This is a genomic window from Brachybacterium sillae (genome assembly GCF_025028335.1).
GTDB lineage: Bacteria > Actinomycetota > Actinomycetes > Actinomycetales > Dermabacteraceae > Brachybacterium > Brachybacterium sillae.
The window spans coordinates 335,826-359,041 of record NZ_JAFEUW010000001.1; the positions used below are offsets into that span (position 1 = coordinate 335,826).

The following is a 23,216-nucleotide window of genomic DNA, read 5'->3' on the forward strand; positions in this document are numbered from 1 at the left end:
CGATTCTCGCAGGTCGGGAGAGCTCACCGCTCGACGTACGCGAGGGCACGCACCCCACGCTCCAGGTGCCAGGTGACGATGTCGGCGATGACACGGCTCGCCTCGAGGGCGACGGTCGCATCCGCGGCGTCGACCTGCTGCCAGTCCCCGGCGAGCAGGAAGATCATGTGATCGATCGCGGCCTGCCGCACCGCCACCGCCCCGGGCCGACGGCAGGCCGTGCACACCAGTCCCCCGGCGGAGACGTCGAGGGCATGGTGCGGCCCCTGCGTCCCGCAGGAGGCGCACACCCGCAGCTCCGGCGCCCACCCGGACAGCGCCAGGGTGCGCAACAGGAACGCATCGAGCACCCGCGAGGATTCGTGCGCCCCCGAGGCCAAAGAGCGCAGGGCCCCGACGAGCAGCAGGAACTGCCGCGCGGAGGGGTCGACCACGTCGTCGGTCAGTCGGTCCGCGGTCTCCAGGATCGCTGAGCCGGCGGTGAAGCGCGGGTAATCGGTGCAGATCGGCTGGGCGAAGGTCTCGATCGTCTCCACCTGCGTCACCGTGTGCAGGGACCGCCCCGCATGCAGCTGCAGATCCACCAGGGTGAACGGCTCCAGTCGCGCGCCGAACCGGCTCCCGGTGCGCCGCACCCCTTTGGCCACGGCGCGCACCTTCCCGTGACGCCGCGTGAGCAGCGTGATGATGCGGTCCGCCTCTCCGAGAGGGTGGGTTCGCAGCACCAGGGCGTGGTCGCGGTACAGCTTCTGCATGATGCCCGCACTCTAGACGCTGGCACCGACACCGGAGGGACGACGTGATCGGCCCGGCCGCACGCGGAGCACTGTGGTGGGTCTGTGCTCCGCGCGCCGGCGCCGGTCAGCGCTCGACGCGCTGCGCCCGGTTCAGGGCCGAGATGATCGCCTGCATGGAGGCGCGGGTGATGGAACCGTCGATGCCCACGCCCCAGAAGATCGCGTCCTCGATCTCGCATTCCACGTAGGCCGCCGCCAGCGAATCATCCCCCTCGGTGAGCGCATGCTCGGCATAGTCCAGGATCCTCAGGTGCACGCCCCGGGAGGCCAGGGCCTTCACGAAGGCGTCCAGCGGCCCGTTGCCGAGGCCCTGCACGGTCCGCTCCTCGCCGTCGACACGCAGCTGCACCGTGATCGCGTCGGCCCCCTCAGGCCCCGATTCGATGCTGACGCCGCCGAATCCGAAGCGGCCCCAGGCCCGAGCCGGATCGGGCGAGGGCAGGTATTCGTCGGTGAAGGCCTCCCACAGCGCCTCTGGGGAGATCTCCCCGCCCTGGCTGTCGGTTATGCGCTGCACGATGCCGCTGAACTCGATCTGGAGGCGACGCGGCAGATCCAGCCCGTGCTCGGTGCGCAGCAGATAGGCCATGCCGCCCTTGCCGGACTGCGAGTTCACGCGGATCACGGCCTCGTAGGAGCGTCCGATGTCCTTCGGGTCGATCGGCAGGTACGGCACCCGCCACACCAGATCGTCGATCTGCTTCCCGGCTGCGGCCGCGTCGGACTCCATCCGCTCGAAGCCCTTCTTGATGGCGTCCTGGTGGGAGCCGGAGAAGGCGGTGAACACCAGGTCGCCACCGTACGGGGACCGCTCGGGCACGCGCATCTGGTTGCAGTGCTCGACGGTGCGGCGGATCTCGTCGAGGTCCGAGAAGTCGATCTGCGGGTCGATGCCCTGGCTGAACAGATTCAGCCCGAGGGTGACCAGGTCGACGTTGCCGGTGCGCTCCCCGTTGCCGAAGAGGCAGCCCTCGATGCGGTCGGCCCCCGCCAGGTACCCCAGCTCCGCGGCCGCGACCCCGGTGCCGCGATCGTTGTGCGGGTGCAGCGACAGCACGAGGCTGTCGCGGCGGTCCAGGTGCCTGTGCATCCACTCCACGGAGTCGGCGTACACGTTGGGGGTGGCCATCTCCACCGTCGCGGGGAGGTTCACGATCATCTTCCGTTCCGGGGTCGGCTGGAAGACGTCGATCACGGCGTTGCACACCCGCACCGCGTACTCCAGCTCGGTGCCGGTGAACGACTCCGGGGAGTACTCGTAGGTGATGGTGGTGTCGGGAACCGTCTCCTCGTACTTGCGGCACAACAGGGCACCCTGCACGGCGATGTCCAGGATGCCGGCCTCGTCAGAGCGGAAGACGACGTCGCGCTGGACGATGCTCGTGGAGTTGTACAGGTGCACCACCGCCTGCCGGGCGCCGGAGATGGCCTGGTAGGTGCGCTCGATGAGGTGTTCGCGAGCCTGGGTCAGCACCTGGATGGTGACGTCCTCGGGGATGCGCTCCTCCTCGATGAGGGTGCGCACGAAGTCGTAGTCGGTCTGGCTGGCGGAGGGGAAGCCGACCTCGATCTCTTTGTAGCCCATCCTCACCAGCAGCTCGAACATCCGCAGCTTGCGCTCGGTGTTCATGGGGTCGATGAGGGCCTGGTTGCCGTCTCGCAGATCGACGGCGCACCAGCGCGGTGCCCGGGTGATCTCGCGGGTGGGCCATTGACGGTCGGGCAGATCCACGCGGATCTGCTGGCTGAACGGCACATATTTGTGGGTGGGCATGCCGGACGGCTGCTGCGGGGAGGTGCCGTCGGAGCCGACGACGGGCAGCGTGGGGTCAGCGGTGGCGGCCACGGGGGCGGCGCTGGGGATCATGGGGTGAGCTCTCCTTCGGGACGTCACGGGTCGCCGGGCGTGAGAGGTCTGCCGCGGCGGGGTCCCGGCGGGTCAGGCCCCGACGCGGCGGCGAAGCAGTCGTCGGCGTCGTCGCGTGCTCATGGCAGGAACGCTAACAGTGTCCGGACCGTGAGGCGTCGTGTGTCACATGATGGACGGACGGGGGTTCTCCGGGCGTCCGGGGCCGCGCCCGGTGGTCAGAACCCGAGACGACCCAGCTGTTTGGGATCGCGCTGCCAGTCCTTGGCGACCTTGACCCGCAGATCCAGGTGCACGCGGCGGCCCAGCAGCTGGTTGATCTCAGCGCGGGCGCGGGACCCGACCTCCTTCAGGCGCGACCCGCCGCGACCGATGATGATGCCCTTCTGGCTGTCGCGTTCGACGAACACGCTCGCCCGCACGACGAGCCGGCCGGAGCCGGGTTCGACCTCGGCGAAGGCGTCACCGTCCGGGCTCTCCTCGACGATCTCCTCGACGACCACGGCGATCGAGTGCGGCAGCTCATCGCGCACCCCCTCGAGGGCGGCCTCCCGGATCAGTTCGGCGATGCGATCGGCGTCGCTCTCCTCGGTGAGGACCTCGTCGGGGTACAGCTGTGGCCCCTCCGGCAGCTGTCCGGCGATGACGTCGACCAGGACATCGACCTGGCGTCCGGTGGCTGCGCTGATCGGCACGATCTCGTCGGGGTCCAGCAGCTCGTGGACGGCCAGCAGGTGCTCGGCCACCCGTTCGGGGCCCACCAGATCAGTCTTCGTCACCACGGCCACCAGGCGGGGGCCGCGGCGGCCCTGTCGCATCTCGGCGAGGTCCTGGGCGATGTAACGGTCCCCGGGGCCGATCTTCTGGTCCGCCGGAAGGCAGAACGCCACCACGTCGACCTCGGTGAGGGTCTCCCGCACCAGGTCGTTCAGACGCTGGCCGAGCAACGTGCGAGGACGGTGCACCCCGGGGGTGTCGACCAGAACGATCTGGGCGTCGGGCCGGGTGAGGATGCCACGGATGGCCCGGCGGGTGGTCTGGGGTTTGGAGCTGGTGATGGCGACCTTCTCCCCCACCAACGCGTTGGTGAGGGTGGATTTGCCGACGTTGGGCCGTCCGACGATCGCGACGAAGCCTGCGCGGTGCGGCGTGCTCATGCGTCCTCCTCCGCCCCCAGGGTGCGGTCTGCACGGCGGCTGCCCTCGGCGCGCAGTGCGATGCGGCTCTCGGTGTGCCCGTCACGGTGGGACTCGTGACGGTCCTCGTGGTCCTCGGGTCCGGAGACCTCCTCGCGGCGGTCCTCGCGGCGCTCTTCTCGACGGTCCTCGTGGCGGCCGCTGTCGTCCTCCGCGGTCTCCTCGGTGCGCGGGGTCCGGGTGACCAGCAGGGTCGAGACCCGCTTGCGGCGCCCGGAGGTCTTCTCCGCGACCATGTGCAGACCGTGGGCGTCGGCCTCGGCACCGACCACCGGGACCTTTCCCAGGGCTTTGGCGAGCAGCCCGCCGACGGTGTCGACGTCGTCGTCCTCGATCTCCAGGCCGAACAGCTCGCCGACGGTGCTGACGGTCTCCCTCGAGGGGACCCGGAACGCGCCCTCCCCCAGGTCCTCGATCTCGGGTTCGGTGCGGTCATGCTCGTCGGCGATGTCCCCGACGATCTCCTCCAGCACGTCCTCGATGGTCACGATGCCGCTGACGCCGCCGTATTCGTCGACGATGATCGCGACGTGCACGCGGCTGGTCTGCATCATCCGCAGCACATCGTCGGCGCCGACGAATTCGGGAACGAACTGCGCCGGGCGCATCACCTCGGTGACCGGGATCGCGGGGCGTGGATCCCACGGGGAGTGGACCGCGCGCATGACGTCCTTGACGTACAGCATGCCGAGCAGGTCGTCGACGCTGTCACCGATGACGGGAATGCGGGAGTGACCGGAGCGGACGAACAGGCGGATCGCCTTCTCGGCTGACGCGTCCGCGCTGATGGTGACCATGTCGGTGCGGGGCACCATGAGCTCACGGATGTGGGTGCCCCCCAGGTCGAACACACCGCGGATCATGTCGCGTTCATCGTGCTCGAGCTCGTCGTTCTCGGTGGCGCGGTCCACGAAGTGCCGCAGCTCGGCTTCGGTCGCGTACGGGCCGCCGTGGACCTTGCCACCAGGGGTGAAGGCGGAACCGATGTGGATCAGCAGACCCGACGGGAGGCCCAGCAGCTGCCGGGTCACCGAGATCAGACCGGACAGGCGCACGGCGACCTTCTCCGGTTCGCGGCGGCCGAGGGTGCGCGGCGAGACGGACACACCGAGGAAGGCGACCGTGACCGACACGAGCAGCGCCACGAGCGTCGCGACCAGATCACGGTCGATGAGCGCGAAGATCATGCCGGTGATGCCGACGACGAGCAGCACTTCCGACGCGATCCGGCCCAGGGTGATGGAGGCGAAGGTGCGCGGTGCATCGTCGTACTGGCGCAGGGCGCGGCGGCGGATCCGCTCGGGACGGTCGTCGAGCTCGCGGTCCAGGCGCGCGCGGTTGGTGGCCAGCAGGGCGGCATCGGCGGCCGACAGCAGCGCGCCGAGCACCAGGCCGAGCAGCGCGAGCGGCAGCAGGACGGGGATCAGAGGGGTCATGTGTCGGAGTACTCCCGCTCAGTTCTGGCGGCCGCGGCCGGCGAGGAAGGTGAGCAGCAGACGGCGCTGCAGGTCGAACATGACCCGACGCTCCTCCTCCTCGGCGTGATCGAACCCGAGCAGATGCAGGATGCCGTGGGTGGTGAGAAGCAGCATCTCCTCCACGGCCGAGTGACCGGACTCCTTCGCCTGCCGGGCGGCGACGCTGGGGCAGATGACGATGTCACCCAGCAGTCCCTCTTCCGCGGGGTCATCCTCGGATCCGGGGCGCAGCTCGTCCATCGGGAAGCTCAGCACGTCGGTCGGCCCCGGCTCATCCATCCACCGCACGTGCAGGTCTGTCATGGCCGTCTCGTCCACGAACAGCAGGGACAGCTCGGTGGCCGGGTGCAGGTGCATCGCGGACATGACGAACTCCGCGAGGTGGATGAACTCCTGTTCATCGATCCGCGTGGTGGTCTCGTTGTTGACCTCGACGGTCATCGGGAGGCTCCCTTCGAGGAGGTCGTATGGGGTCGGGCGGGGTCGCCGTGGCGGCGCTCGGCGCGGTTGCCGGAGCCGACCTCCCAGCGGCCGTAGGCCTCGACGATGTCGCTGACGAGCCGGTGGCGGAGCACATCCCGCGGGGTGAGGCGACAGAAGGAGATGTCGTCGATCCCGGCGAGGACCTTCTCCACCACACGCAGGCCGCTGGTCTGGGAACCGGGCAGATCCACCTGCGTGATGTCGCCGGTGACCACCATCGTGGAGTTGAACCCCAGGCGGGTGAGGAACATCTTCATCTGTTCCGGGGTGGTGTTCTGCGCCTCGTCGAGGATGATGAACGCGTCGTTGAGGGTGCGCCCGCGCATGTACGCCAGCGGCGCGACCTCGATGGTGCCGGCACCCATCAATCGCGGGATCGAATCGGGGTCGAGCATGTCGTGCAGCGCGTCGTACAGAGGCCGCAGGTACGGGTCGATCTTCTCGTTCAGACTTCCGGGGAGGAATCCGAGACGCTCGCCGGCCTCCACTGCGGGGCGGGTCAGGATGATCCGGTTGATCTCCTTGTTCAGCAGCTTCCGCACCGCCATCGCCACGGCCAGATAGGTCTTTCCGGTGCCGGCAGGGCCGATGCCGAAGGTGATGGTGGAGGTCTCGATCGCGTCGATGTACTGCTTCTGGCCGAGGGTCTTCGGCCGGATGGTGCGGCCGCGCGCGGACAGCACCGTGCGGGCGAGGACCTCATCGATCCGCTCCCCCGCGCGGCGGTCATCGCCGTAGAGGGCCGCGGCCCGCTCGACGGCTTCCGCGGTGACCGGCTGCCCGGAGGTCGCCATCTCGATCAGCGACCGGACGATGTGCTCGGCCCGGGAGACCGCCTGCTCGAGGCCGCGCAGGGTCACCTGGTGGCCGCGCACATGAACGTCGGTCTCGGGGACGACGTCCGCGAGAGCGGCGAGGGCCTGGTCGCTCTCTCCGAGGATCTGGAAGGGACTGAGGTGGTCGGGGATCGCCAGCCGGCGTTCGATCACCTGGGGGGCAGGGCCGGGTGCCTCGGCTGAGGTCACAGCTCTCCTTCTCACTGGCGGCTTCCCGCCAGGACGTGGGCGTGGACGTGGAAGACGGTCTGACCGGCTGCCTCACCGGTGTTGAACACCAGGCGGAACTGCCCGTCGGCCTCCTGCTCGGCGACGCGACCGGCGACCTCCACGACGTGGGCGAGAAGATCGGGGTGCAGAGCGAGGGCGGTGACGTCACGGCGGTGGACGCGAGGCACCACCAACACGTGCACGGGAGCCTGCGGATGGAGGTCTCGGAAGGCGATCACGGACTCGTCCTCGTAGACGCGATCCGCAGGAATCTCCTCGGCGACGATCCGGCAGAAGACGCAGTCGGGCTCGACGGCGGGCTCGGCGTTCTGGGCGGTGGTGGTCATGCGTCCGATCCTACGGCGGGCCGCCGACGAACGACCCTCGTGGTCGGGTGGGCAGCGGAAGTCGAGCACGGTCGGCACCCGCCGGCACCGTTATCCACACGGCACCTTCGGCCGATGTGCCGGGGGTCACGTCTGGTTAGGGTGCTGGGCGGACCCGTCGCCGATCTCGAGGACTCCGTGATGCCCCCGCTGAGCGTTGAAACGACCACCGCCGCTGTCTCTGCCCAGGAGACGCCTCTCCCGACGCGGGCCGACTGGCGTCGGCCCGGTGGGGGGCGCCGTCTGGGGGCTGTTGCGCTGGCGGGGGTCGTGATGCTGGGTGTTGCGGCCTGTGGTGGGGAGAGTTCGAGAGACGCAGCCACATTTCCCCCGACGGTGGTCTCAGACTTCCCCGCCACCTCTGACGGCGGCGGAGAGACGACCCCGGGCGCACCGAGCGACGCCGGCGGCACTACCGACGGTGGCGCCTCCGACGGCGGCGGAACCGTCGTCGCGAACATCCCCAAGCCCGACCCCAAGGACTACCCGGGCATGGACCAACACACCCAGGAAGGCGCAGAACAGGCGTTCGCGTATTACTGGGACCTGGTGCTCTGGGGGTACCAGACCGGCGACCCTGAACCGGCCATGGCGATGGCCACAGAAAATTGCCGGAATTGCCAATCCCTGGCGATTCAAATCGCAGACTACCGCCAGAACGGCGGACTCTGGCAGAATGCGAAGATTGAGCGCGGAGAAGTCGAGTCGCGGACAAGTGAGTACGACGGAGCAGAGTATGACGCTCGACGCCAGGTACGAGTGGCCTTCCATGACAACGAGAACAACCCCGCCGAAGAGACGTCGGTAGTCTTCTACGTCCTTGGAAGCAACATTGCTTGGAAAGACGGGGAGTGGAAAATGGAAGGCGGAGCCACCGATACCCGGAGGGAGGAGGGGTGATCGCGCACGGCCTACTCACGCCTAGGGATTTTGTCCGTGCAGGCGTATTTGCGCTTGCACTTACGATCACACCGACCACCTTCGCATATGCTGACGGCAATGACCTCGGTGGGGTTGCCGACAATAATGAGTTCCAGGCATGGGTAAAAGGGGGTTGGAGCTCGAAAGCGACAAGGAATATACCCCACAGCTCAAATCAACCCGATCACACTTCCGCTAATACTCCCGCGCGTCGTCCTCCGGCGTTTACGACGTGGTGGGAGCGTGAGGAGGCGGTGACTCCGGAGTGTTCGGAGGCGGGTGAGTGTGGGTTCGCGGTGGGGAGTTGTGAGGCGCAGGGTCAGGCCCGGTGGCGGCTGACCGGGTCGGATGTCGTGGGTATCCCGCAGCCTGGTGCCTCGGGGGCTGAGGCTGGTGCGTATTCACAAAGGGGGACGCGGACGGAGGTCGCGACTGGTGCGACCAGTGACCTGGGGTTCCGGTGTGTCACCCCCGGGCAGCCCGGCAGCACTGGCGGTGTGGCGGGGGCGGGGGCTCCGGTGGTGATCACGGTGACGCGGGAGGACTTCGCTCGCCTGCCCGTCGAACCGTTGGTGCCGCATGCGGGCCCGGAGGCCGGGTGGATCCCGGTCAACTCCCCCACCGTCCTGTATGTCGAGCCCACCGATCAGATTCTCGACACCACGCTGCTGGGCACCCCCGTCCAGGTCCGAGCGATCCCCGTCTCCTACACCTGGTCGATGGGTGATGGCGGCACGATCACCACCACCAAACGCGGCAAGCCGTATCCGTCTGAAGAGGTCGCCTACTACTACGAGACCGAGGGCTGGTATGACATCACCCTGACCACCACGTTCGCCGGACAGTTCTCCGTCAACGGTGGCCCCTGGCAGGACATCGACGGCACCATCACCATCGACTCCACCCCCGTCCCCCTCTACTCCAACTCCCTCGAATCCCGCCTCGTGAACCCCGACTCCACCGAGCCCCCCGAACCCATCGTTCCTGACCGCACCCCCGACACCGAAGGCCACCCCAACCCCCGAGCCGGACACGAAACCCGATAACCACACCGACCCCACCCACAGTCCTAGGGGGGCATCCACCAACGCCGCGAGACCTCCGACCCGCCCCCTGAGTTCGGCACCATGTCGGGCCTCACCCCAGGTGGCCGAGCACCTCGAGCAGATGTTCGATGACCGCGTCGGCATCCACGTCTCGGAGCACCTCGACGGTCGGCGGTCGTCCCCAACGTCCGAGCGGGTCTCCGACGGTCTGCCCGCGCGTGAGGGTTCCGACCAGTTCCACATCGACCGCCAAGGGGCTGGTGCTGGCGAATCTCTGCGCCCCCGCGGAATCGAGGTGGCTCTCGACGGCATGGGCGGTGACGAAGGGATCGTGGACGTGGCAGATGCGGCCGAAACCGTCGGCCTCATGAAAGTCGACGTACCAGCGCAGCGCATCACCGAGGATCGGCACCACCGGGTGGTCACCGAGAGCCGCGACAGACGCGACCGTCTGCTCGGTGAAGACGATCTGCTCGGTGGCATCGAGGGGCCCGAGGACGGGAAGCTGGGGGGCGCTGGCGAAGGCTGCGAGCACCTGCTGGGCGGCCTCCGGATCCACGGCGATGTTCCATTCGCTGGTGGGACCGGTGTTCCCGCGATGATGGATCGCCCCGCCCATGATGTGCAGGCGACGCAGCAGCCGCGGCAATTCCGGTTCGAGGGTGAGGGCCCGCGCGAGGTTGGTGTGGGGTCCGAGAACGATTCCGACCAGCTGGCCTGGATGGGCGCGGGCGAGCTCGACCCATAGCCGGGCGCCGTCCCAGCCGTCGGGATCGCCACCGCCTGGACGTCCGAGGCCGCTGCCACGTGCCTCGGAGTCTGCGCCCCCGTCACTGGCGGTCCGTGGAGACTCCGGCAGTCGGGCGTATCCGAGGCCGCCGGGCCCGTGGGTGTCGTCGGCATACATCGGGGGTTCGACCAGCGGTGCATCGGCGCCACGTGCGACCGGCACGCCACCCAGGCCGAGGAGCCTGCAGAGCACGCGGTTGTTGCGGTGAACCACATCGACCGGCACGTTGCCGCCGGTGGAGACGACACCGAGCAGCTCCACCTCCCGGCGGCATGCCAGGTAAGTCAGGGCGAGTGCATCGTCGATGCCGGTGTCACAGTCGAGCAGCACCGGAAGACGCGAGGCGGCGGTCGTCGCGCGGAGCACGTCAGTCCCAGCGCCCCAGGGCCAGGCTCAGCGCGGCGATGGCCGCCGGCCCGGCGGTGGAGGAGCGCAGCACCTCCGGGCCGAGCAGCACGGACCGGGAGCCTGCCTCCCGGAAGGCGGTGAGCTCATCCTCGGTGATGCCTCCCTCGGGACCGACGACGACGGTCACCTCCGGCAGGTCTGCGGCATCGACCCGCTCCCGCAGCTGCGGCAGGACGGTGCTGATCCGGGCGGACTCCTGTTCGTGGAGCACCAGCACGACACCGCCGTCGGAGACCCGCGCGGCGATCTCCTCGGCGAGTGCCCGGCTGGTGAGGGCCTCGTCCACGGCGGGGATACCGGGCCTGCGGCACTGCTTCACCGCGGCGTGCACGGTGGCGCGCCACTTGGCACGGCCCTTGGCGAGCTTCTCTCCCTTCCACACCGACACGGACCGATCGGCGATCCACGGCGTCACCCGGTCGACCCCGAGCTCGGTCGCGGCTTCCACGGCCTGCTCATCACGACCCCCGGTGGCGAGGGCCTGCACGAGGGCGAGGCGCGGTCGCCGCCGCAGCGGCTCACTCGGGTCGGACAGCAATCGCAGCTGCAGGTGCTCCTTCCCGGTGGCCTCCACCTGGCAGCGCACCTGGCTCCCATCGGCGTCGGTCAACAGCACCTGCTCCCCGGTGCCGATCCGGGCGACCTTCGCGGCATGCCGGCCCTCGTCTCCGCGCAGCTCCACCACGGAGCCCTCGCGCAGGTCCCGGAGGGATCCCTCGAGCAGGAGGAACTGCGGCGGGGTGGTGGGCACGGGGTCTCCTGGCCGGTCGACGGACAGAGGTGTCGGGGAGCGGTCAGCCGCGGAAGGCGTCGCGCAGGCGCCCGAAGACACCCTGCGAGCCCTGCCGCACCTGTCCGTGCTTCTCCTCGGGGCGCGCCTCGGCGAACCGCTCGAGGATCTGCCGCTGTTCCTCGGAGAGCTTGGTGGGCACCACGACATCGACGATCACCCGCAGATCTCCGCGCTTCTCCCGGCGCAGGGGCGTCACGCCGAGACCCTTGAGGGTGAGCTGCTCACCCGGCTGGACACCGGGCTCGAGCTCCAGGTCACGCTCCCCATCGAAGGTGGTCAGCGGAATCGTGGTGCCGAGGGCGGCGCTGGTCATGGGGATGCGCACGCGGGTGACGAGGTCGTCGCCGTCGCGCACGAAGTGCGGATCGTCCGCGACGGACAGCTCCACGAAGAGGTCACCGGACGGACCACCGGCCTCCCCGACCTCGCCCTGGGAGCGCAGCTGGATGCGGGTGCCGTTCTCGACGCCGGCGGGGATCTTCACCGTCAGGGTGCGCTCCTCGATCACGCGACCGTGGCCGGAGCACGTGGTGCAGGGGGAGTCGATGACGTCGCCGTGGCCCTCACAGACGGGACAGGGGGACATGGTGACCATCTGCCCCAGCAGCGACTGGGTCACCCGCTGCACGTGACCGGTGCCCTGGCACTGGGTGCACCGGGTGGGGGACGTGCCGGGGGCGCAGCAGCTTCCCTGGCAGGTGCCGCAGAGCACCGCGGTGGTGTACGAGATCTGCTTCTCGGCGCCGAACACGACGTCGCGCAGCTCGATGCGCAGCTGCTGCAACTGGTCACCGCCGCGCCGCTGCCGCGGCACCGGGCCCTGGGCGCGCCCGCGCATTCCCCCGGTGAACATGTCGAAGATGTCCCCGAAGTCGAAGCCGGCGGCGCCCCCGCCGAAGCCGCCCATCCCACCCATGTCGGGGCCGCCACCCATGTCGTACATGCGGCGCTTCTCCGGGTTGGTGAGCGTCTCGTAGGCGGCGGAGACCTTCTTGTACTCCTCGGCCGCCTCCGCGGACGGGTTCACATCGGGGTGCAGTGAGCGGGCCTTCTTGCGGTACGCCTTCTTGATCTCCTCGGTGGAGGCGTCACGGGAGACGCCGAGAAGCTCGTAGTAGTCGTCGGTCACGACGGGTCGGTTCCTTGTCGTCGAGGGATGGGGGCGGAGTGCAGTGGGGCGGGCCGCGCCGGGCCGCCGCCGAGGCTATTCGAGGAAGCGGGCCGCATACCGGGCGACCGCCTGCACGGTGCTGATACCGGTGACGTAGTCCATACGGGTGGGGCCGAGGATCGCGATCTGCGAACCGGCTCCGTATCCCGCTCCGACCAGCGCCGCCTGGGCGAGGGAGGCATCGGGGATCTCCTGGCCGATGCGCACCTCCACGGTGCCGGGCTCGCCGTTCAGCTCCGACAGCAGCCGCAGGATGACGATCTGTTCCTCCAGCACGTCCAGCAGCGGTTGCACGTCCCGGGAGAAGTCCTCGGCGCTGCGGGCGAGATTTCCGGTGCCCGCGACGACGAACCTTTCCTCGGCGCGAGCCTCCACGAGGGCGCGCACGGCATCCAGCACCTCGTCGACGGCAGCACGGTCGGCAGGCTCGTGCTCGGCGGGCAGGTCCGCCAGGCGCGGCGCGAGGTCGGTGACCTGCTCCCCCACCGAACCGGCGTTGAGGCGGTCGCGCAGGGACTCGTAGAACTCTGCCGGTCGGGGATGCAGCAGCGGGATGGTGCGCTGGTCCACCCGTCCGGCCTCGGTGATGAGGACGACCAGCAGCATCGTCTCGGCGACCTTCACCAGCTCCACATGGCGCACCCGTGCCTGACGGCGCACCGGATACTGCACCAGCGCCACCTGGTGGGTGAGCTGGGCGAGCAGCCGCACGGTGCGCCCGAGAAGATCGTCGAGATCCCCCGCCTGTTCCAGGAAGGACTGGATGGCGCGGCGTTCCGGGGCGGAGAGCGGCTTCACGCGGGCGACATGATCGACGAAGGTGCGGTAGCCCTTGTCAGTGGGGACGCGCCCGGCCGAGGTGTGGGGCTGGGCGATCAGGCCCTCCTCCTCCAGCACCGACATGTCGTTGCGGACGGTCGCGGCGGAGACCCCCAGGTTGTGGCGCTCCAGCAGGGATTTCGAGCCGACGGGCGCCCTGGTGGCGACGTAATCCTCGACGATGGCGCCGAGGATCTGCAGCTTCCGGGCGTCCACGGTTCACCTCCCGAGGCCTGGCACTCCGAGCTTGCGAGTGCCAAGTCTAGCGAGGTGACGCCGACGCGGACGGACCGACGCGTTCACTGTGAGGGAGGAGGCCCGGCTCCGGAGCTCTCGGCCCCGGAGCTCGCGGACGCAGCGGCCCGGAACACACCATGCCCGTCGCCCCGCGCCGTGACGGCGGAAGCGACGGGCATGGCGGCCTGTCAGTGGCGAATGATCGCGACTGCGGACATCAGCCGACGGGGCGGAGGTATCCGAGCAGATCGCTCTTGGTGATGGTGGTGATCTTGGTGGCGCCGGGGTTCTGGCTCAGGACCTTGATGCTGGAGCCGTTGTCCGCCAGGACGATCGCCACGTGACCGTACTTGGGGCTGTTCCACTCGGCGCCTCGCCACACCGCGACGTCACCCTTGCGCGGAGTGCTGCCGGCGGAGACGCGGGTGAACTTCGAGGTGTCGTAGTGGGTCCAGTAGTCCTGGGCGCCGCCGGTGACCGGCGAGGAGAACCGGGAGGCCCCCACGACCTCGCGGGCGTACTGCTGCGCGAGGTCCGCACACTGGGCCCCGTAGTACCCGTCGAAGTCGACGTACTTGCCGTTGTACTTCGCCACGAAGGCGTCGACCTTCGCCGACAGGGTGGTCGAGGGCGCCGGAGTGGAAGAACCACCGGTCACCGTCCAGGAGCAGGTCTCGCCGGTGCAGGAGCCCGCCCAGGTGGTGCCGTTGATGCTGATGACGCCGGTGAACTTGGTCGGGTACGGCGCGAAGGACTGCATCGAGTAGGCGTAGCCGCCCTTGTCGATCTCCATCTGGGTGTACTTGCCCGTCCCGGAGTCGTACCCGCGCTTGTACGTGGTCTGGGCGATCCCGCGGTACTCGATCCAGTTGGTGCCGCACACGTTCGAGCGCTTGATGGTGGCGGTGCCGCCGCTGACGGTCTTGGTGGCGATGACGCGGGCGCTGTCGGCGCATCCGGTCGCGTAGGGGTCGGTGTTGTAGTGGGAGGCGGCCGCCTGCGAGGCGGAGGCCCCGCCCACGGCGAGGGACGCGGCGATCAGGCCACCACCCACGAAGGCGGCGGCGCGGCGGGAGACGGAGGACAGCGACAGGGCCATGGTTCTCTCCTGAGAATGGGACGGGATCGGCTCGGGACGAGCTCGCACCGGGGTTCGGCGCGCACAGTGTGTCCCAGGGCACGTCCCGCGTGCGATGGTGAGAAGTCCCCATGGACGGGGAACCCCCGGCATGTGTGTCGGTCGGATCGGGCAGGGCCGGGGTGCGCTACGTTCCCACGGGTGACCCCTCCGAGCTTCCCCGACCGTTACGGGCACGACGTCCTCAGCTCCGCTCCCCCGGCCCATCACCGTCGACGCCCCGCCGCGACCGAGGTGCCGGTGGCCCGGGACCTCGTCGTCGAGGACGCGAGCACCGGGTTCTGCGGGGCGGTGGTGCGGTTGGAGAAGTCCCCCGGTGGTGTGCTGGTGGAGCTCGAGGACGGCCGTGGTCGCCGACGCAGCTTCCCCCTCGGCCCTGGGTTCCTCATCGACGGCAAGCCGGTGGTGCTGGTGCCGCCCCGCCGCGCCGCCACGCGCCCGGTGGCGAAGCGCAGCGCCAGCGGCAGCGTGTATGTGGAGGGCGCCCGGGCCCGCACCGCGCGGGCGTCCCGCATCTGGGTGGAGGGCCGCCACGATGCCGAGCTGGTGCAGAAGGTGTGGGGCCACGATCTGCGCATCGAGGGCGTGGTGGTGGAGATGCTCGACGGTGCCGACAACCTCCCCGAACGGGTGCAGGATTTCGCGCCCGGGCCCGGCCGGCGCCTGGGGATCCTGGTGGACCATCTGGTGGCCGGATCGAAGGAGACCCGACTGGCGCAACAGGCGATGGCGGTGCCCGGCGCCCGCGGGAACGTGCTGGTGCTCGGACATCCCTACGTGGATGTGTGGCAGGCCGTGCGACCGGCACGGGTGGGTCTGGAGCAGTGGCCTCACGTCCCCAAGGGCCAGGACATCAAGGTCGGGACGCTGCGGGCGCTGGGCTGGCCGCACGCCGGTCAGGCCGACATCGCCGAGGGGTGGCAGCGGATCCTCAGCACGGTCCGGTCCTACGCCGACGTGGAGCCCTCCTTGTCGGGCCGGATCGAGGAGCTGATCGATTTCGTCACCGCCCCGGAGGGGTGACACGCCGCGTCCTCGCGTTCCCGCTCGGCGGGTGCGCCCGTCCACCCCTCGGTGGAGACGGCCATCGACTGTGGACGGAGGCGCGCCCTGGGTGCGGGACCGTAGGCTCGACGTGTCCACACCGGTCGTCGCCGACGGCCCTCGAAGGGAGCAGACCATGACCGACACGCCCTCCTCCGCGCCCGAGCCGCCCCGCGGACCGCTCGCGGAAGGCTCCACGCCGTTCTCGCCCGTCCCCGACCAGTCACAGTCCCAGAGCGCTGGGGGCTCGACGCAGTTCCAGAGCGATGGGGCCCAGTGGCAATCCCAGTCCGGCAGTGGTCACCAGCAGCAGAGCAGCGCCGGGTACGGGCAGCAGCAGAACGGGTACGGGCAGCAGTCGTACGATCAGCCGTCCTACGGGTCAGCCCAGGACCCCTACGGCCAGCAGTCCTCAGGCCAGGCGCAGAACGCCTATGGTCAGCAACCGTTCGGCCAGCAGCAGTCCGCGTACGGACAGTCGCAGTACGGTGCGCAGGGCTCCGGCCAGCAGGGTTACTCCGCTCCGTTCGGCGGACAGGCCACGGACGGTCAGACCCCGTTCGGTGGGCAGGCCGGTTCCTGGTCCGACACGCCGCCGCCCGGGACCGCCGGTGTCTACACCGGTCCGATCACCGGTCAGTCCGTCTCCGACTCGGACGCGACCATGTGGGCGCTGTTCGCGCATCTCTCGGTCGTGATCGGGGCTCTGATCAGTTTCGGGACGCTGCAGTGGCTGGGCCCGCTGATCATCTTCCTCATGTACAAGGACCGCAACCGTTTCGTGCGGTTCAATGCGGCCGAGGCCCTGTCCAGCTCGATCGCCACCGCGGCCCTCACCTTCGTGGCCATCATCGCCACCGGCATCTTCTCGGTGGTGACGCTCGGCCTGGGCACGCCCGCGATGATGCTGGTCGGGGTGATCCCGCTGGTGCAGGTGATCTTCGCGATCATCGGTGCGGTGAAGGCGAACAACCGCGAGTGGTGGCCCTACCCGGTGAACCTGCGGTTGTTCCGCTGACACCATCGGTCCGCCCGACCCCTCGACCTGCCGGACCCCGGCCGCCCCCTCGGGTGGCCGGGGTTCGCTCGTCGGGGTCAGGCGAGCAGGTCCCGCACAACGGCGTCGGCCAGCAAGCGGCCGGAGCGGGTGAGCACCAGGCGTCCGTCGGCGAGGGCCGCGGGTTCCAGGTGGCCCCGCTCCCGGTGCAGCTCGATCGCGGCGCGGCCCTGTTCGGGGACGTCCTCCACGGGGAGCCCGTCGACGATCCGCAGTCCGAGCATCACCCGTTCGGTGCGCTGTTCCTCCGCGGTGGTGTGCTCCTCGTCCTGCCTCGGGAGCTGCCCCGCGGCGATCCGCTGGGCGTAGCGGCTGGGATGTTTCACGTTCCAGGCGCGCAGGCCGCGTCGATGCCGGTGCGCACCCGGCCCGATCCCCCACCAGTCGGTTCCCCGCCAGTAGGCGAGGTTGTGCCGGGAGCGGTGTCGTTCCCCGCGCGCCCAGTTGGACACCTCGTACCAGCTCAGTCCGTCCGCCGCGGCGAGATCGTCGATGAGCTCGTAGGCATCGGCCATGACGTCCGGATCGGGTTCGGCGATCTCCCCGCGCCGCAGCTGCCGGGCCATGGCGGTGTTGCCCTCGATGATCAGGGAATAGGCGGAGAGGTGGTCGATGCCGCAGGCCAGGGCCGCTCGCACCGATCGCTCTACATCGGCGAGGGTCTCCCCCGGGGTGCCGTAGATGAGGTCGAGGGACACGTCGAGACCGGCGTCCTTTGCCCACTGGACGACCTGCGGCACCCGCTCGGGATCATGGGTGCGGTCCAGCGTGCGCAGTACCGACGGCACCGCCGACTGCATACCGAAGGAGACCCGCGTGATGCCGCCCGCGGCGAGCTCCTCGAGGGAGGCACGGGTCACCGAGTCCGGGTTCGCCTCGGTCGTCACTTCGGCGTCATCCGCCCACGGGATCAGGGACCGCAGGTGCCTCAGCATCGCCACCAGCTCCCCGGCGGGCAGCAGGGTCGGGGTGCCGCCGCCGAAGAACACGGTGGAGACGCGCTCATACGCGACGCCATGGGCGGCGTCGTCGGCGAGGGTCAGGTCCATCTCGCGCATCGCGTGGGCGGGGTACTCGGCCTGGGAGCCACCACCGCCGAGCTCCGTGGCGGTGTACGTGTTGAAGTCGCAGTACCCGCATCGCACGGCACAGAACGGGACGTGGATGTAGACGGCCAGATCGGGGCGGTCCGCGGGAGTCGGCGACGTCGGTCTCACCGTCCGGTGCTCCGCAGGGCGGCGGGGAAGGTGGTCGGCTGGCCCTGTCGATCCAGAATCGTCAGGCAGCTGCGCACCTGGGACTCATACAACACCGTCGTAGTCTCGACCGCCCAGTCGAGGAGAGCTCGCGCCTGGTGAGCCTGCAGCCCGCGGAACGTCTGCCCGATGCTCACTCCGTGGTCGGGAACTGTGAGGACCTCAATCGGGTCCCCGGCCTGTACCGACCCCGGCTCGATGACTCGGAAATAGGCCCCGCTGCGCCCGCCCGACCGGAAGCGACGCGGCCACCCGGGATCGCCCATCCAGTCGGCGAAGGTCTGACACGGATCGCGGCGACACGTCGCCTCCAGCACGGCACCGCCCACACGCCACCGCTGTCCGACGAGCACCTCGTCGGTATCAATCCCGACGGTCACGAGATTCTCCCCGAACGCACCGTCCGGAAGGGTACGGCCCTCCTGACGAGCGATGTCCTCGCGCATCTCTCGCGATACGCAGTACACCGCCTTGAATAGGCCTCCGTGGTGGGAGGTATCGCCTTGATAGTCGCCCTGCAGGCCCAGGCGACCGATCTCGACGCGGCCGCAGACCGGCCGCTTGTCGATGCCCGAGCGAATCCCGGTGGTCTGCGCCATGAACACTGACGAGGGAAGGCACACTGCCGCGACGACCGGACGGGTCACTTCTTCTTGCCGTCCCTGGCGCCGGAATCGTCGGAGGAGAGCGCCGCGATGAAGGCTTCCTGCGGCACCTCGACGGAGCCGATCGCCTTCATGCGCTTCTTGCCCTCCTTCTGCTTCTCCAGCAGTTTCCGCTTGCGGGAGATGTCGCCGCCGTAGCACTTGGACAGCACGTCCTTGCGGATCGCGCGGATGTTCTCGCGGGCGATGATCCGCGACCCGATCGCCGCCTGGATCGGCACCTCGAACTGCTGGCGCGGGATGAGGTTCTTCAGCTTCCCGGCCATCTCGACGCCGTAGGTGTACGCCTTGTCGCGGTGCACGATCGCACTGAAGGCGTCCACCGGCTCACCCTGCAGCAGCATGTCGACCTTCACCAGGTCAGCCGCCTGCTCACCCTGCACGTCGTAGTCGAGCGAGGCGTATCCCTTGGTGCGGGACTTCAGCTGGTCGAAGAAGTCGAACACGATCTCCGCCAGCGGCAGCGTGTACCGCAGCTCGACGCGGTCCTCGGAGAGGTAGTCCATGCCGAGCAACTGCCCGCGCTTGGTCTGACACAGCTCCATGACCGTGCCCACGTAGTCGCTGGGCACGAGGATGGTGGCGCGGGAGACGGGTTCGCGGATCTCACGGACCTTCCCCTCGGGGAAGTCCGAGGGGTTGAGCACCTCGATCTCGGTGCCGTCCTCCATCGTCACCTGATACACCACCGACGGGGCGGTGGCGATCAGATCGAGGTTGAACTCCCGCTCCAGACGCTCGCGCACGATCTCCAGATGCAGCAGCCCCAGGAAGCCGACGCGGAACCCGAACCCGAGCGCGGTGGACGTCTCCGGCTCATAGTTCAGGGCGGCGTCGTTCAGCTTCAGCTTGTCCAGCGCGTCCCGCAGATCCGGGTAGTCCGAACCATCGATGGGGAACAGGCCGGAGAACACCATCGGCTTCGGATCCGAGTACCCGGCGAGCGGAGCCGTGGCACCGCGCAGGGCGGTGGTGACGGTGTCACCAACCTTCGACTGGCGGACATCCTTCACCCCGGTGATGAGGTACCCGACCTCCCCGACGCCGAGGCCCTGCGTGGGGCTCGGTTCCGGGGAGATCACACCGATCTCCAGCAGGTCATGCTGGGCACCGGTGGACATCATCTGGATGCGCTCACGCGGGTTGAGCTTCCCGTCGACGACGCGGACATACGTGACGACACCCCGATACGTGTCGTAGACGGAGTCGAAGATCATGGCGCGGCAGGGGGCATCCGCCTCCCCGTGCGGGGCGGGCAGGGTGCGCACCACATGGTCGAGCAGCTCCGGCACTCCGACACCGGTCTTGCCGGAGACCCGCAGCACCTCGGAGGGGTCGACGCCGACGAGCTGGCCGATCTCCGCGGCGTACTTCTCGGGGTCCGCGGCCGGCAGGTCGATCTTGTTGAGCACCGGGATGATGGTGAGGTCGTTCTCCATCGCCAGGTACAGGTTCGCCAGGGTCTGCGCCTCGATGCCCTGGGCGGCGTCCACCAGCAGGATCGCGCCCTCGCAGGCGGCGAGGGAGCGGGAGACCTCGTAGGTGAAGTCGACGTGGCCCGGGGTGTCGATCATGTCCAGCGCGTAGTTCACGCCGTCGACCTGCCAGGGCATGCGCACCGCCTGGCTCTTGACGGTGATGCCGCGTTCGCGCTCGATGTCCATGCGGTCGAGGTACTGGGCGCGCATGGCCCGCTCATCCACGACCCCGGTGAGCTGCAGCATCCGGTCGGCGAGGGTCGACTTGCCGTGGTCGATGTGCGCGATGATGCAGAAATTGCGCAGGCGGTCGACGGGGGTGGACGCCGGCTGGATGTCCAGCGCGTCCGCAGCGGCGATCCTCGGCACCGGTCGGGATCCTTTCCTCACGGGGTCGCGCCGCGCGGGTGCGCACGGCGTCCCCCATCGTCTCACGCGCCGGTGCCGGGCATCGCCTCCGACAGGGGCCGGGTGGGGCTCATCCCCCCTGCTGCGGGGAGAAGTACTGGGTGTCGAGGGCGCCGGAGATCCACCGCATGGCGGTCTGCAGGTGCTCCATCTCGTCCTGCAGGTTGCCCGTGACCTCCCCCAGGCGCCGGTAGCGCAGGCTCGCCAGGGCGGCGCCGACGGCGCGCCGCGCCGGGTCCTCGGTGCCGAGCCGGTCGAAGGCGGTGCCGTGCAGCCGGGCGAGGGTCTCCAGGGCGGTCTCCAGTTCCGCCAGGCAGTGCGCGATGGAGCGGGGGAACAGGGAGTCCAGCAGCAGGAACTCGGTGGCCCGGGCGGCGCTGACCTGCCCGCGGTAGGCGCGGATGAAGGCCTCATGGGCGCTGCAGGTGCGCAGCAGCACGGCGACCGCGCCGTCGTCGGTGTCCTCCAGGTCGTGGGCCTGCAGGATGCGGGAGATCATGTCGATCCGTTCGATGAGCTGCCCGATCCGCAGGAACAGCCACGCCTCATCGCGGACCATCGACGCCTCCACCAGGCCGTTGATCACGGCGCAGCGGTCCTTCGACCAGCGGAAGAACGCGTGCATCCGCGAGGGGTGGACGGTGCGCGGCAGCTCCAGGCGCGTGGTGTTCAGGGCCTCCCACACCTCGGTGGAGAGGACCTCGCGGGCACCGCGGGCGTTCTCCCGCGCCACCAGCAGCGACCCGGCGACCGACGACGGGTTGGAGCGGTCGGTGGCCAACAGGTCGAGGGTCCGCTGGGCGGTGAGGTCCTCCGCTGCCGCCGCGGGGCGGCCGAACATGCGGTGGATCTCCTGCAGCCGGTCCTCGGCGGGACGGGTGGCGTCCTCCGCGAGCACCTGCAGGTCGACGTCGAGGATGCGGGCGGTCTGGTCGGCCCGCTCGACGTACCGGCCGATCCAGTACAGCGAGTCGGCGATCCGGGACAGCATCAGCGGGCCTCCTCGTCGGTGGGGTGCGGGTCGGTGGCGTGCTGGTCGGTGGCGCCGTCGACCGGCTGCTCCACCACGATCATGGGGATCGCGGCGGTGATGGGTGCGGGTTCAGCGAGACGCTCGTCGTCGCGGTCCATGTCGCCATCCTCGAGCTGCTCATCGGTGCCGGCGGCATCGACGCGCGAGATCACCCCGGTGGGGGTCGGCACCTGCACCAGCGTGGGCCGCTCCCCCGCCAGCACCCAGGTGTCCTTCGACCCGCCGCCGCGGGAGGAGTTCACGATCATCTCGCCGCGCGGCAGCGCCACCCGCGTCAGTCCCCCGGGCAGCACCCACACGTCCTCCCCGTCGTTCAGCGCGAAGGGCCGCAGGTCCACATGACGGGGTTCGGGCCCGTCCTCCACCAGGGTGGGGATGGTGGACAGCTGCACGATCGGCTTGGCGATCCAGCCGCGCGGATCGGCCACCAACCGGGCCCGCAGCTCGTCGAGTTCGGCGCGGGTGGCGCGGGGGCCGATGACGATGCCCTTGCCGCCGGAGCCGTCGACCGGCTTCACGACCAGTTCCTCGAGGCGGTCGAGGACCTCCTCGCGGGCATGGTCCTCCTCCAGGCGCCAGGTGTCGACGTTCGGCAGCACCGGTTCCTCCCGCAGGTAGTAGCGGATGAGGTCCGGCACGTAGGTGTAGGTGAGCTTGTCGTCGGCGATGCCGTTGCCCACGGCGTTGGCGAGCACCACGGTCCCGGCGAGCACCGCCCGGATCAGGCCCGGCACCCCGAGCATGGAGTCGGGCCGGAACACCTCCGGGTCGAGGAAGTCGTCGTCGGTGCGCTTGTAGATCACGTCGACGCGCTGCAGACCGGCGGTGGTGCGCATGTAGACGCGGTCGTTGCGGACCACCAGGTCGCTGCCCTCGACCAGTTCGACGCCCATGGTGCGGGCCAGGAGGGAGTGCTCGAAGTAGGCGCTGTTGTAGCGGCCGGGGGTGAGCACCACGACCGTCGGGTCCCCTCCGGCGCTCTCCGGGGCGGCGGCCTCCAGCGCCCGCAGCAGCCGGCCCGGGTATTCGTCGACCCGGCGGACGCTGTAGCGGGCGAACAGCTCCGGGAAGGTCTGCGTCATGGCGCGGCGGTTCGACAGCACGTAACTGACGCCGCTGGGGGTGCGCACGTTGTCCTCCAGCACCCGGAAACCGCCGGAGCCGTCGCGCACCAGGTCGATCCCGGAGATGTGGATGCGCACACCGTTCGGCGGCCGGTAGCCGCGCATCGCCTCGACCACATAGGTGGAGGAACTCACGAGTTCCGCGGGGACGACGCCGTCGCCGATGGCCCTCTGCTCGGTGTAGAGGTCGTCCAGGAACGCCTCGAGTGCCCTCACCCGCTGCGCGATGCCGACCGACACCCGTGCCCATTCCTCGGGGGCGATCACCCGCGGTACTGCGTCGATCGGGAACGGCCGTTCCTCCCCGGCGTAGTCGAAGGTCACGCCCTGCGCGAGGTAGGAGCGGGCGAGCGATTCCGAGCGGGCCCCGAACTCCTCGACGCCGAGGTCGGTGAGACCGGCGTGGAGGCCGGCGTAGGTCTCACGCACGGTGCCGTCGGCGGCGATCATCTCGTCGCCGTCACCACCGGGCTCATATCCGCTGAACAGTGACGCGCCTGACATGCCCCCCAATCTAAGCGCATCCCCCGTCGCGGGCTCACCGGACCACGGCGTCCAGGCACGCTCGGGCAGGA

21 protein-coding genes are annotated in these 23,216 nt (G+C 69.5%); 4 read left to right on the plus strand and 17 right to left on the minus strand.

Annotation, left to right across the window (positions count from 1 at the left end; all coding sequences use genetic code 11):
• Positions 1 to 23: 23 nt before the first annotated feature.
• The 7 genes from recO to JSY14_RS01570 all read right to left on the minus strand — a co-directional run bounded on the left by recO (position 24) and on the right by JSY14_RS01570 (position 7,214).
• On the minus strand, positions 24 to 755 hold the full coding sequence (gene recO, locus JSY14_RS01540; protein WP_259556997.1) for a DNA repair protein RecO: 732 nt from the start codon (positions 753 to 755) through the stop codon (positions 24 to 26).
• A gap of 106 nt (positions 756 to 861) precedes the next feature.
• On the minus strand, positions 862 to 2,664 hold the full coding sequence (leuA, locus tag JSY14_RS01545) for a 2-isopropylmalate synthase (RefSeq protein ID WP_259556998.1): 1,803 nt from the start codon (positions 2,662 to 2,664) through the stop codon (positions 862 to 864).
• 218 nt (positions 2,665 to 2,882) lie between these two features.
• Positions 2,883 to 3,821 (minus strand): GTPase Era, encoded by a 939-nt coding sequence (gene era, locus JSY14_RS01550; RefSeq protein WP_259556999.1) that lies wholly within the window; start codon positions 3,819 to 3,821, stop codon positions 2,883 to 2,885.
• Entirely contained in the window at positions 3,818 to 5,296 is a 1,479-nt protein-coding gene (locus JSY14_RS01555; protein ID WP_259557000.1) for a hemolysin family protein, read from the minus strand. The genes era and JSY14_RS01555 overlap by 4 nt, the downstream gene beginning before the upstream one ends.
• A gap of 18 nt (positions 5,297 to 5,314) precedes the next feature.
• Positions 5,315 to 5,779 (minus strand): rRNA maturation RNase YbeY, encoded by a 465-nt coding sequence (gene ybeY / locus JSY14_RS01560; protein WP_259557001.1) that lies wholly within the window; start codon positions 5,777 to 5,779, stop codon positions 5,315 to 5,317.
• Entirely contained in the window at positions 5,776 to 6,846 is a 1,071-nt protein-coding gene (locus tag JSY14_RS01565; protein WP_259557002.1) for a PhoH family protein, read from the minus strand. Before JSY14_RS01565 ends, ybeY begins: the two co-directional genes overlap by 4 nt.
• A gap of 11 nt (positions 6,847 to 6,857) precedes the next feature.
• Complete coding sequence (locus JSY14_RS01570) at positions 6,858 to 7,214, minus strand: histidine triad nucleotide-binding protein (RefSeq protein WP_259557003.1); 357 nt, start codon at positions 7,212 to 7,214, stop codon at positions 6,858 to 6,860.
• Between the two features lie 180 nt (positions 7,215 to 7,394).
• Here JSY14_RS01570 and JSY14_RS01575 point away from each other — a divergent pair, with 180 nt between their 5' ends.
• Together JSY14_RS01575 and JSY14_RS01580 are read left to right on the plus strand one after the other, a co-directional pair.
• Positions 7,395 to 8,153, plus strand: a complete 759-nt coding sequence (locus tag JSY14_RS01575; protein ID WP_259557004.1) for a DUF6318 family protein — start codon at positions 7,395 to 7,397, stop codon at positions 8,151 to 8,153.
• A gap of 542 nt (positions 8,154 to 8,695) precedes the next feature.
• Positions 8,696 to 9,220, plus strand: coding sequence for a PKD domain-containing protein (locus JSY14_RS01580; RefSeq protein WP_259557006.1), 525 nt, complete (start codon positions 8,696 to 8,698; stop codon positions 9,218 to 9,220).
• A gap of 91 nt (positions 9,221 to 9,311) precedes the next feature.
• Here the strand turns inward: JSY14_RS01580 and JSY14_RS01585 are convergent, their stop codons facing one another.
• The 5 genes from JSY14_RS01585 to JSY14_RS01605 all read right to left on the minus strand — a co-directional run bounded on the left by JSY14_RS01585 (position 9,312) and on the right by JSY14_RS01605 (position 14,537).
• Positions 9,312 to 10,376: a nucleoside hydrolase gene (locus JSY14_RS01585; RefSeq protein WP_259557007.1), complete on the minus strand. Its 1,065-nt coding sequence runs from the start codon at positions 10,374 to 10,376 to the stop codon at positions 9,312 to 9,314.
• 1 nt (position 10,377) lies between these two features.
• Positions 10,378 to 11,169 carry a 16S rRNA (uracil(1498)-N(3))-methyltransferase gene (locus JSY14_RS01590; protein ID WP_259557008.1) on the minus strand — a complete coding sequence of 264 codons (792 nt, stop codon included), beginning with the start codon at positions 11,167 to 11,169 and terminating at the stop codon, positions 10,378 to 10,380.
• 43 nt (positions 11,170 to 11,212) lie between these two features.
• A complete protein-coding gene (dnaJ, locus tag JSY14_RS01595; protein ID WP_259557009.1) occupies positions 11,213 to 12,340 on the minus strand; it encodes a molecular chaperone DnaJ in 1,128 nt (375 codons plus the stop codon).
• Between the two features lie 75 nt (positions 12,341 to 12,415).
• The gene (gene hrcA, locus JSY14_RS01600) at positions 12,416 to 13,417 is read right to left on the minus strand and encodes a heat-inducible transcriptional repressor HrcA (RefSeq protein ID WP_259557010.1); all 1,002 of its coding nucleotides are present in this window, start codon (positions 13,415 to 13,417) and stop codon (positions 12,416 to 12,418) included.
• A 238-nt stretch (positions 13,418 to 13,655) separates the two neighbouring features.
• Positions 13,656 to 14,537, minus strand: a complete 882-nt coding sequence (locus JSY14_RS01605; protein ID WP_259557011.1) for a CHAP domain-containing protein — start codon at positions 14,535 to 14,537, stop codon at positions 13,656 to 13,658.
• A gap of 180 nt (positions 14,538 to 14,717) precedes the next feature.
• Between JSY14_RS01605 and JSY14_RS01610 the strand changes: the two genes are divergently transcribed.
• Both JSY14_RS01610 and JSY14_RS01615 read left to right on the plus strand, forming a co-directional pair.
• Positions 14,718 to 15,599 carry a DUF3097 domain-containing protein gene (locus JSY14_RS01610; protein ID WP_259557012.1) on the plus strand — a complete coding sequence of 294 codons (882 nt, stop codon included), beginning with the start codon at positions 14,718 to 14,720 and terminating at the stop codon, positions 15,597 to 15,599.
• Positions 15,600 to 15,756: 157 nt separating this feature from the next.
• Entirely contained in the window at positions 15,757 to 16,638 is an 882-nt protein-coding gene (locus tag JSY14_RS01615; protein ID WP_259557013.1) for a DUF4870 domain-containing protein, read from the plus strand.
• Between the two features lie 77 nt (positions 16,639 to 16,715).
• Here the strand turns inward: JSY14_RS01615 and hemW are convergent, their stop codons facing one another.
• The 5 genes from hemW to JSY14_RS01640 form a co-directional block, all read right to left on the minus strand.
• A complete protein-coding gene (gene hemW / locus JSY14_RS01620; RefSeq protein ID WP_259557014.1) occupies positions 16,716 to 17,894 on the minus strand; it encodes a radical SAM family heme chaperone HemW in 1,179 nt (392 codons plus the stop codon).
• A complete protein-coding gene (locus JSY14_RS01625) occupies positions 17,891 to 18,580 on the minus strand; it encodes an MOSC domain-containing protein (RefSeq protein WP_259557015.1) in 690 nt (229 codons plus the stop codon). Before JSY14_RS01625 ends, hemW begins: the two co-directional genes overlap by 4 nt.
• Positions 18,577 to 20,445 carry a translation elongation factor 4 gene (gene lepA / locus JSY14_RS01630; RefSeq protein WP_285892239.1) on the minus strand — a complete coding sequence of 623 codons (1,869 nt, stop codon included), beginning with the start codon at positions 20,443 to 20,445 and terminating at the stop codon, positions 18,577 to 18,579. The genes JSY14_RS01625 and lepA overlap by 4 nt, the downstream gene beginning before the upstream one ends.
• Positions 20,446 to 20,554: 109 nt before the next feature.
• Positions 20,555 to 21,475 (minus strand): alpha-E domain-containing protein, encoded by a 921-nt coding sequence (locus tag JSY14_RS01635; RefSeq protein ID WP_259557016.1) that lies wholly within the window; start codon positions 21,473 to 21,475, stop codon positions 20,555 to 20,557.
• Complete coding sequence (locus JSY14_RS01640; protein WP_259557017.1) at positions 21,475 to 23,145, minus strand: circularly permuted type 2 ATP-grasp protein; 1,671 nt, start codon at positions 23,143 to 23,145, stop codon at positions 21,475 to 21,477. The genes JSY14_RS01635 and JSY14_RS01640 overlap by 1 nt, the downstream gene beginning before the upstream one ends.
• Positions 23,146 to 23,216 lie beyond the last annotated feature (71 nt).

Excerpts from the sequence above, each read along its gene's own strand:
- JSY14_RS01615 (WP_259557013.1), top strand. The coding sequence starts at position 15,757 with ATGACCGACACGCCCTCCTCCGCGCCCGAGCCGCCCCGCGGACCGCTC.
- JSY14_RS01640 (WP_259557017.1), bottom strand. The coding sequence starts at position 23,145 with ATGTCAGGCGCGTCACTGTTCAGCGGATATGAGCCCGGTGGTGACGGC.
- ybeY (WP_259557001.1), bottom strand. The coding sequence starts at position 5,779 with ATGACCGTCGAGGTCAACAACGAGACCACCACGCGGATCGATGAACAG.
- JSY14_RS01575 (WP_259557004.1), top strand. The coding sequence starts at position 7,395 with ATGCCCCCGCTGAGCGTTGAAACGACCACCGCCGCTGTCTCTGCCCAG.
- JSY14_RS01605 (WP_259557011.1), bottom strand. The coding sequence starts at position 14,537 with ATGGCCCTGTCGCTGTCCTCCGTCTCCCGCCGCGCCGCCGCCTTCGTG.
- JSY14_RS01570 (WP_259557003.1), bottom strand. The coding sequence starts at position 7,214 with ATGACCACCACCGCCCAGAACGCCGAGCCCGCCGTCGAGCCCGACTGC.
- recO (WP_259556997.1), bottom strand. The coding sequence starts at position 755 with ATGCAGAAGCTGTACCGCGACCACGCCCTGGTGCTGCGAACCCACCCT.
- JSY14_RS01635 (WP_259557016.1), bottom strand. The coding sequence starts at position 21,475 with ATGCTGTCCCGGATCGCCGACTCGCTGTACTGGATCGGCCGGTACGTC.
- era (WP_259556999.1), bottom strand. The coding sequence starts at position 3,821 with ATGAGCACGCCGCACCGCGCAGGCTTCGTCGCGATCGTCGGACGGCCC.
- JSY14_RS01555 (WP_259557000.1), bottom strand. The coding sequence starts at position 5,296 with ATGACCCCTCTGATCCCCGTCCTGCTGCCGCTCGCGCTGCTCGGCCTG.
- leuA (WP_259556998.1), bottom strand. The coding sequence starts at position 2,664 with ATGATCCCCAGCGCCGCCCCCGTGGCCGCCACCGCTGACCCCACGCTG.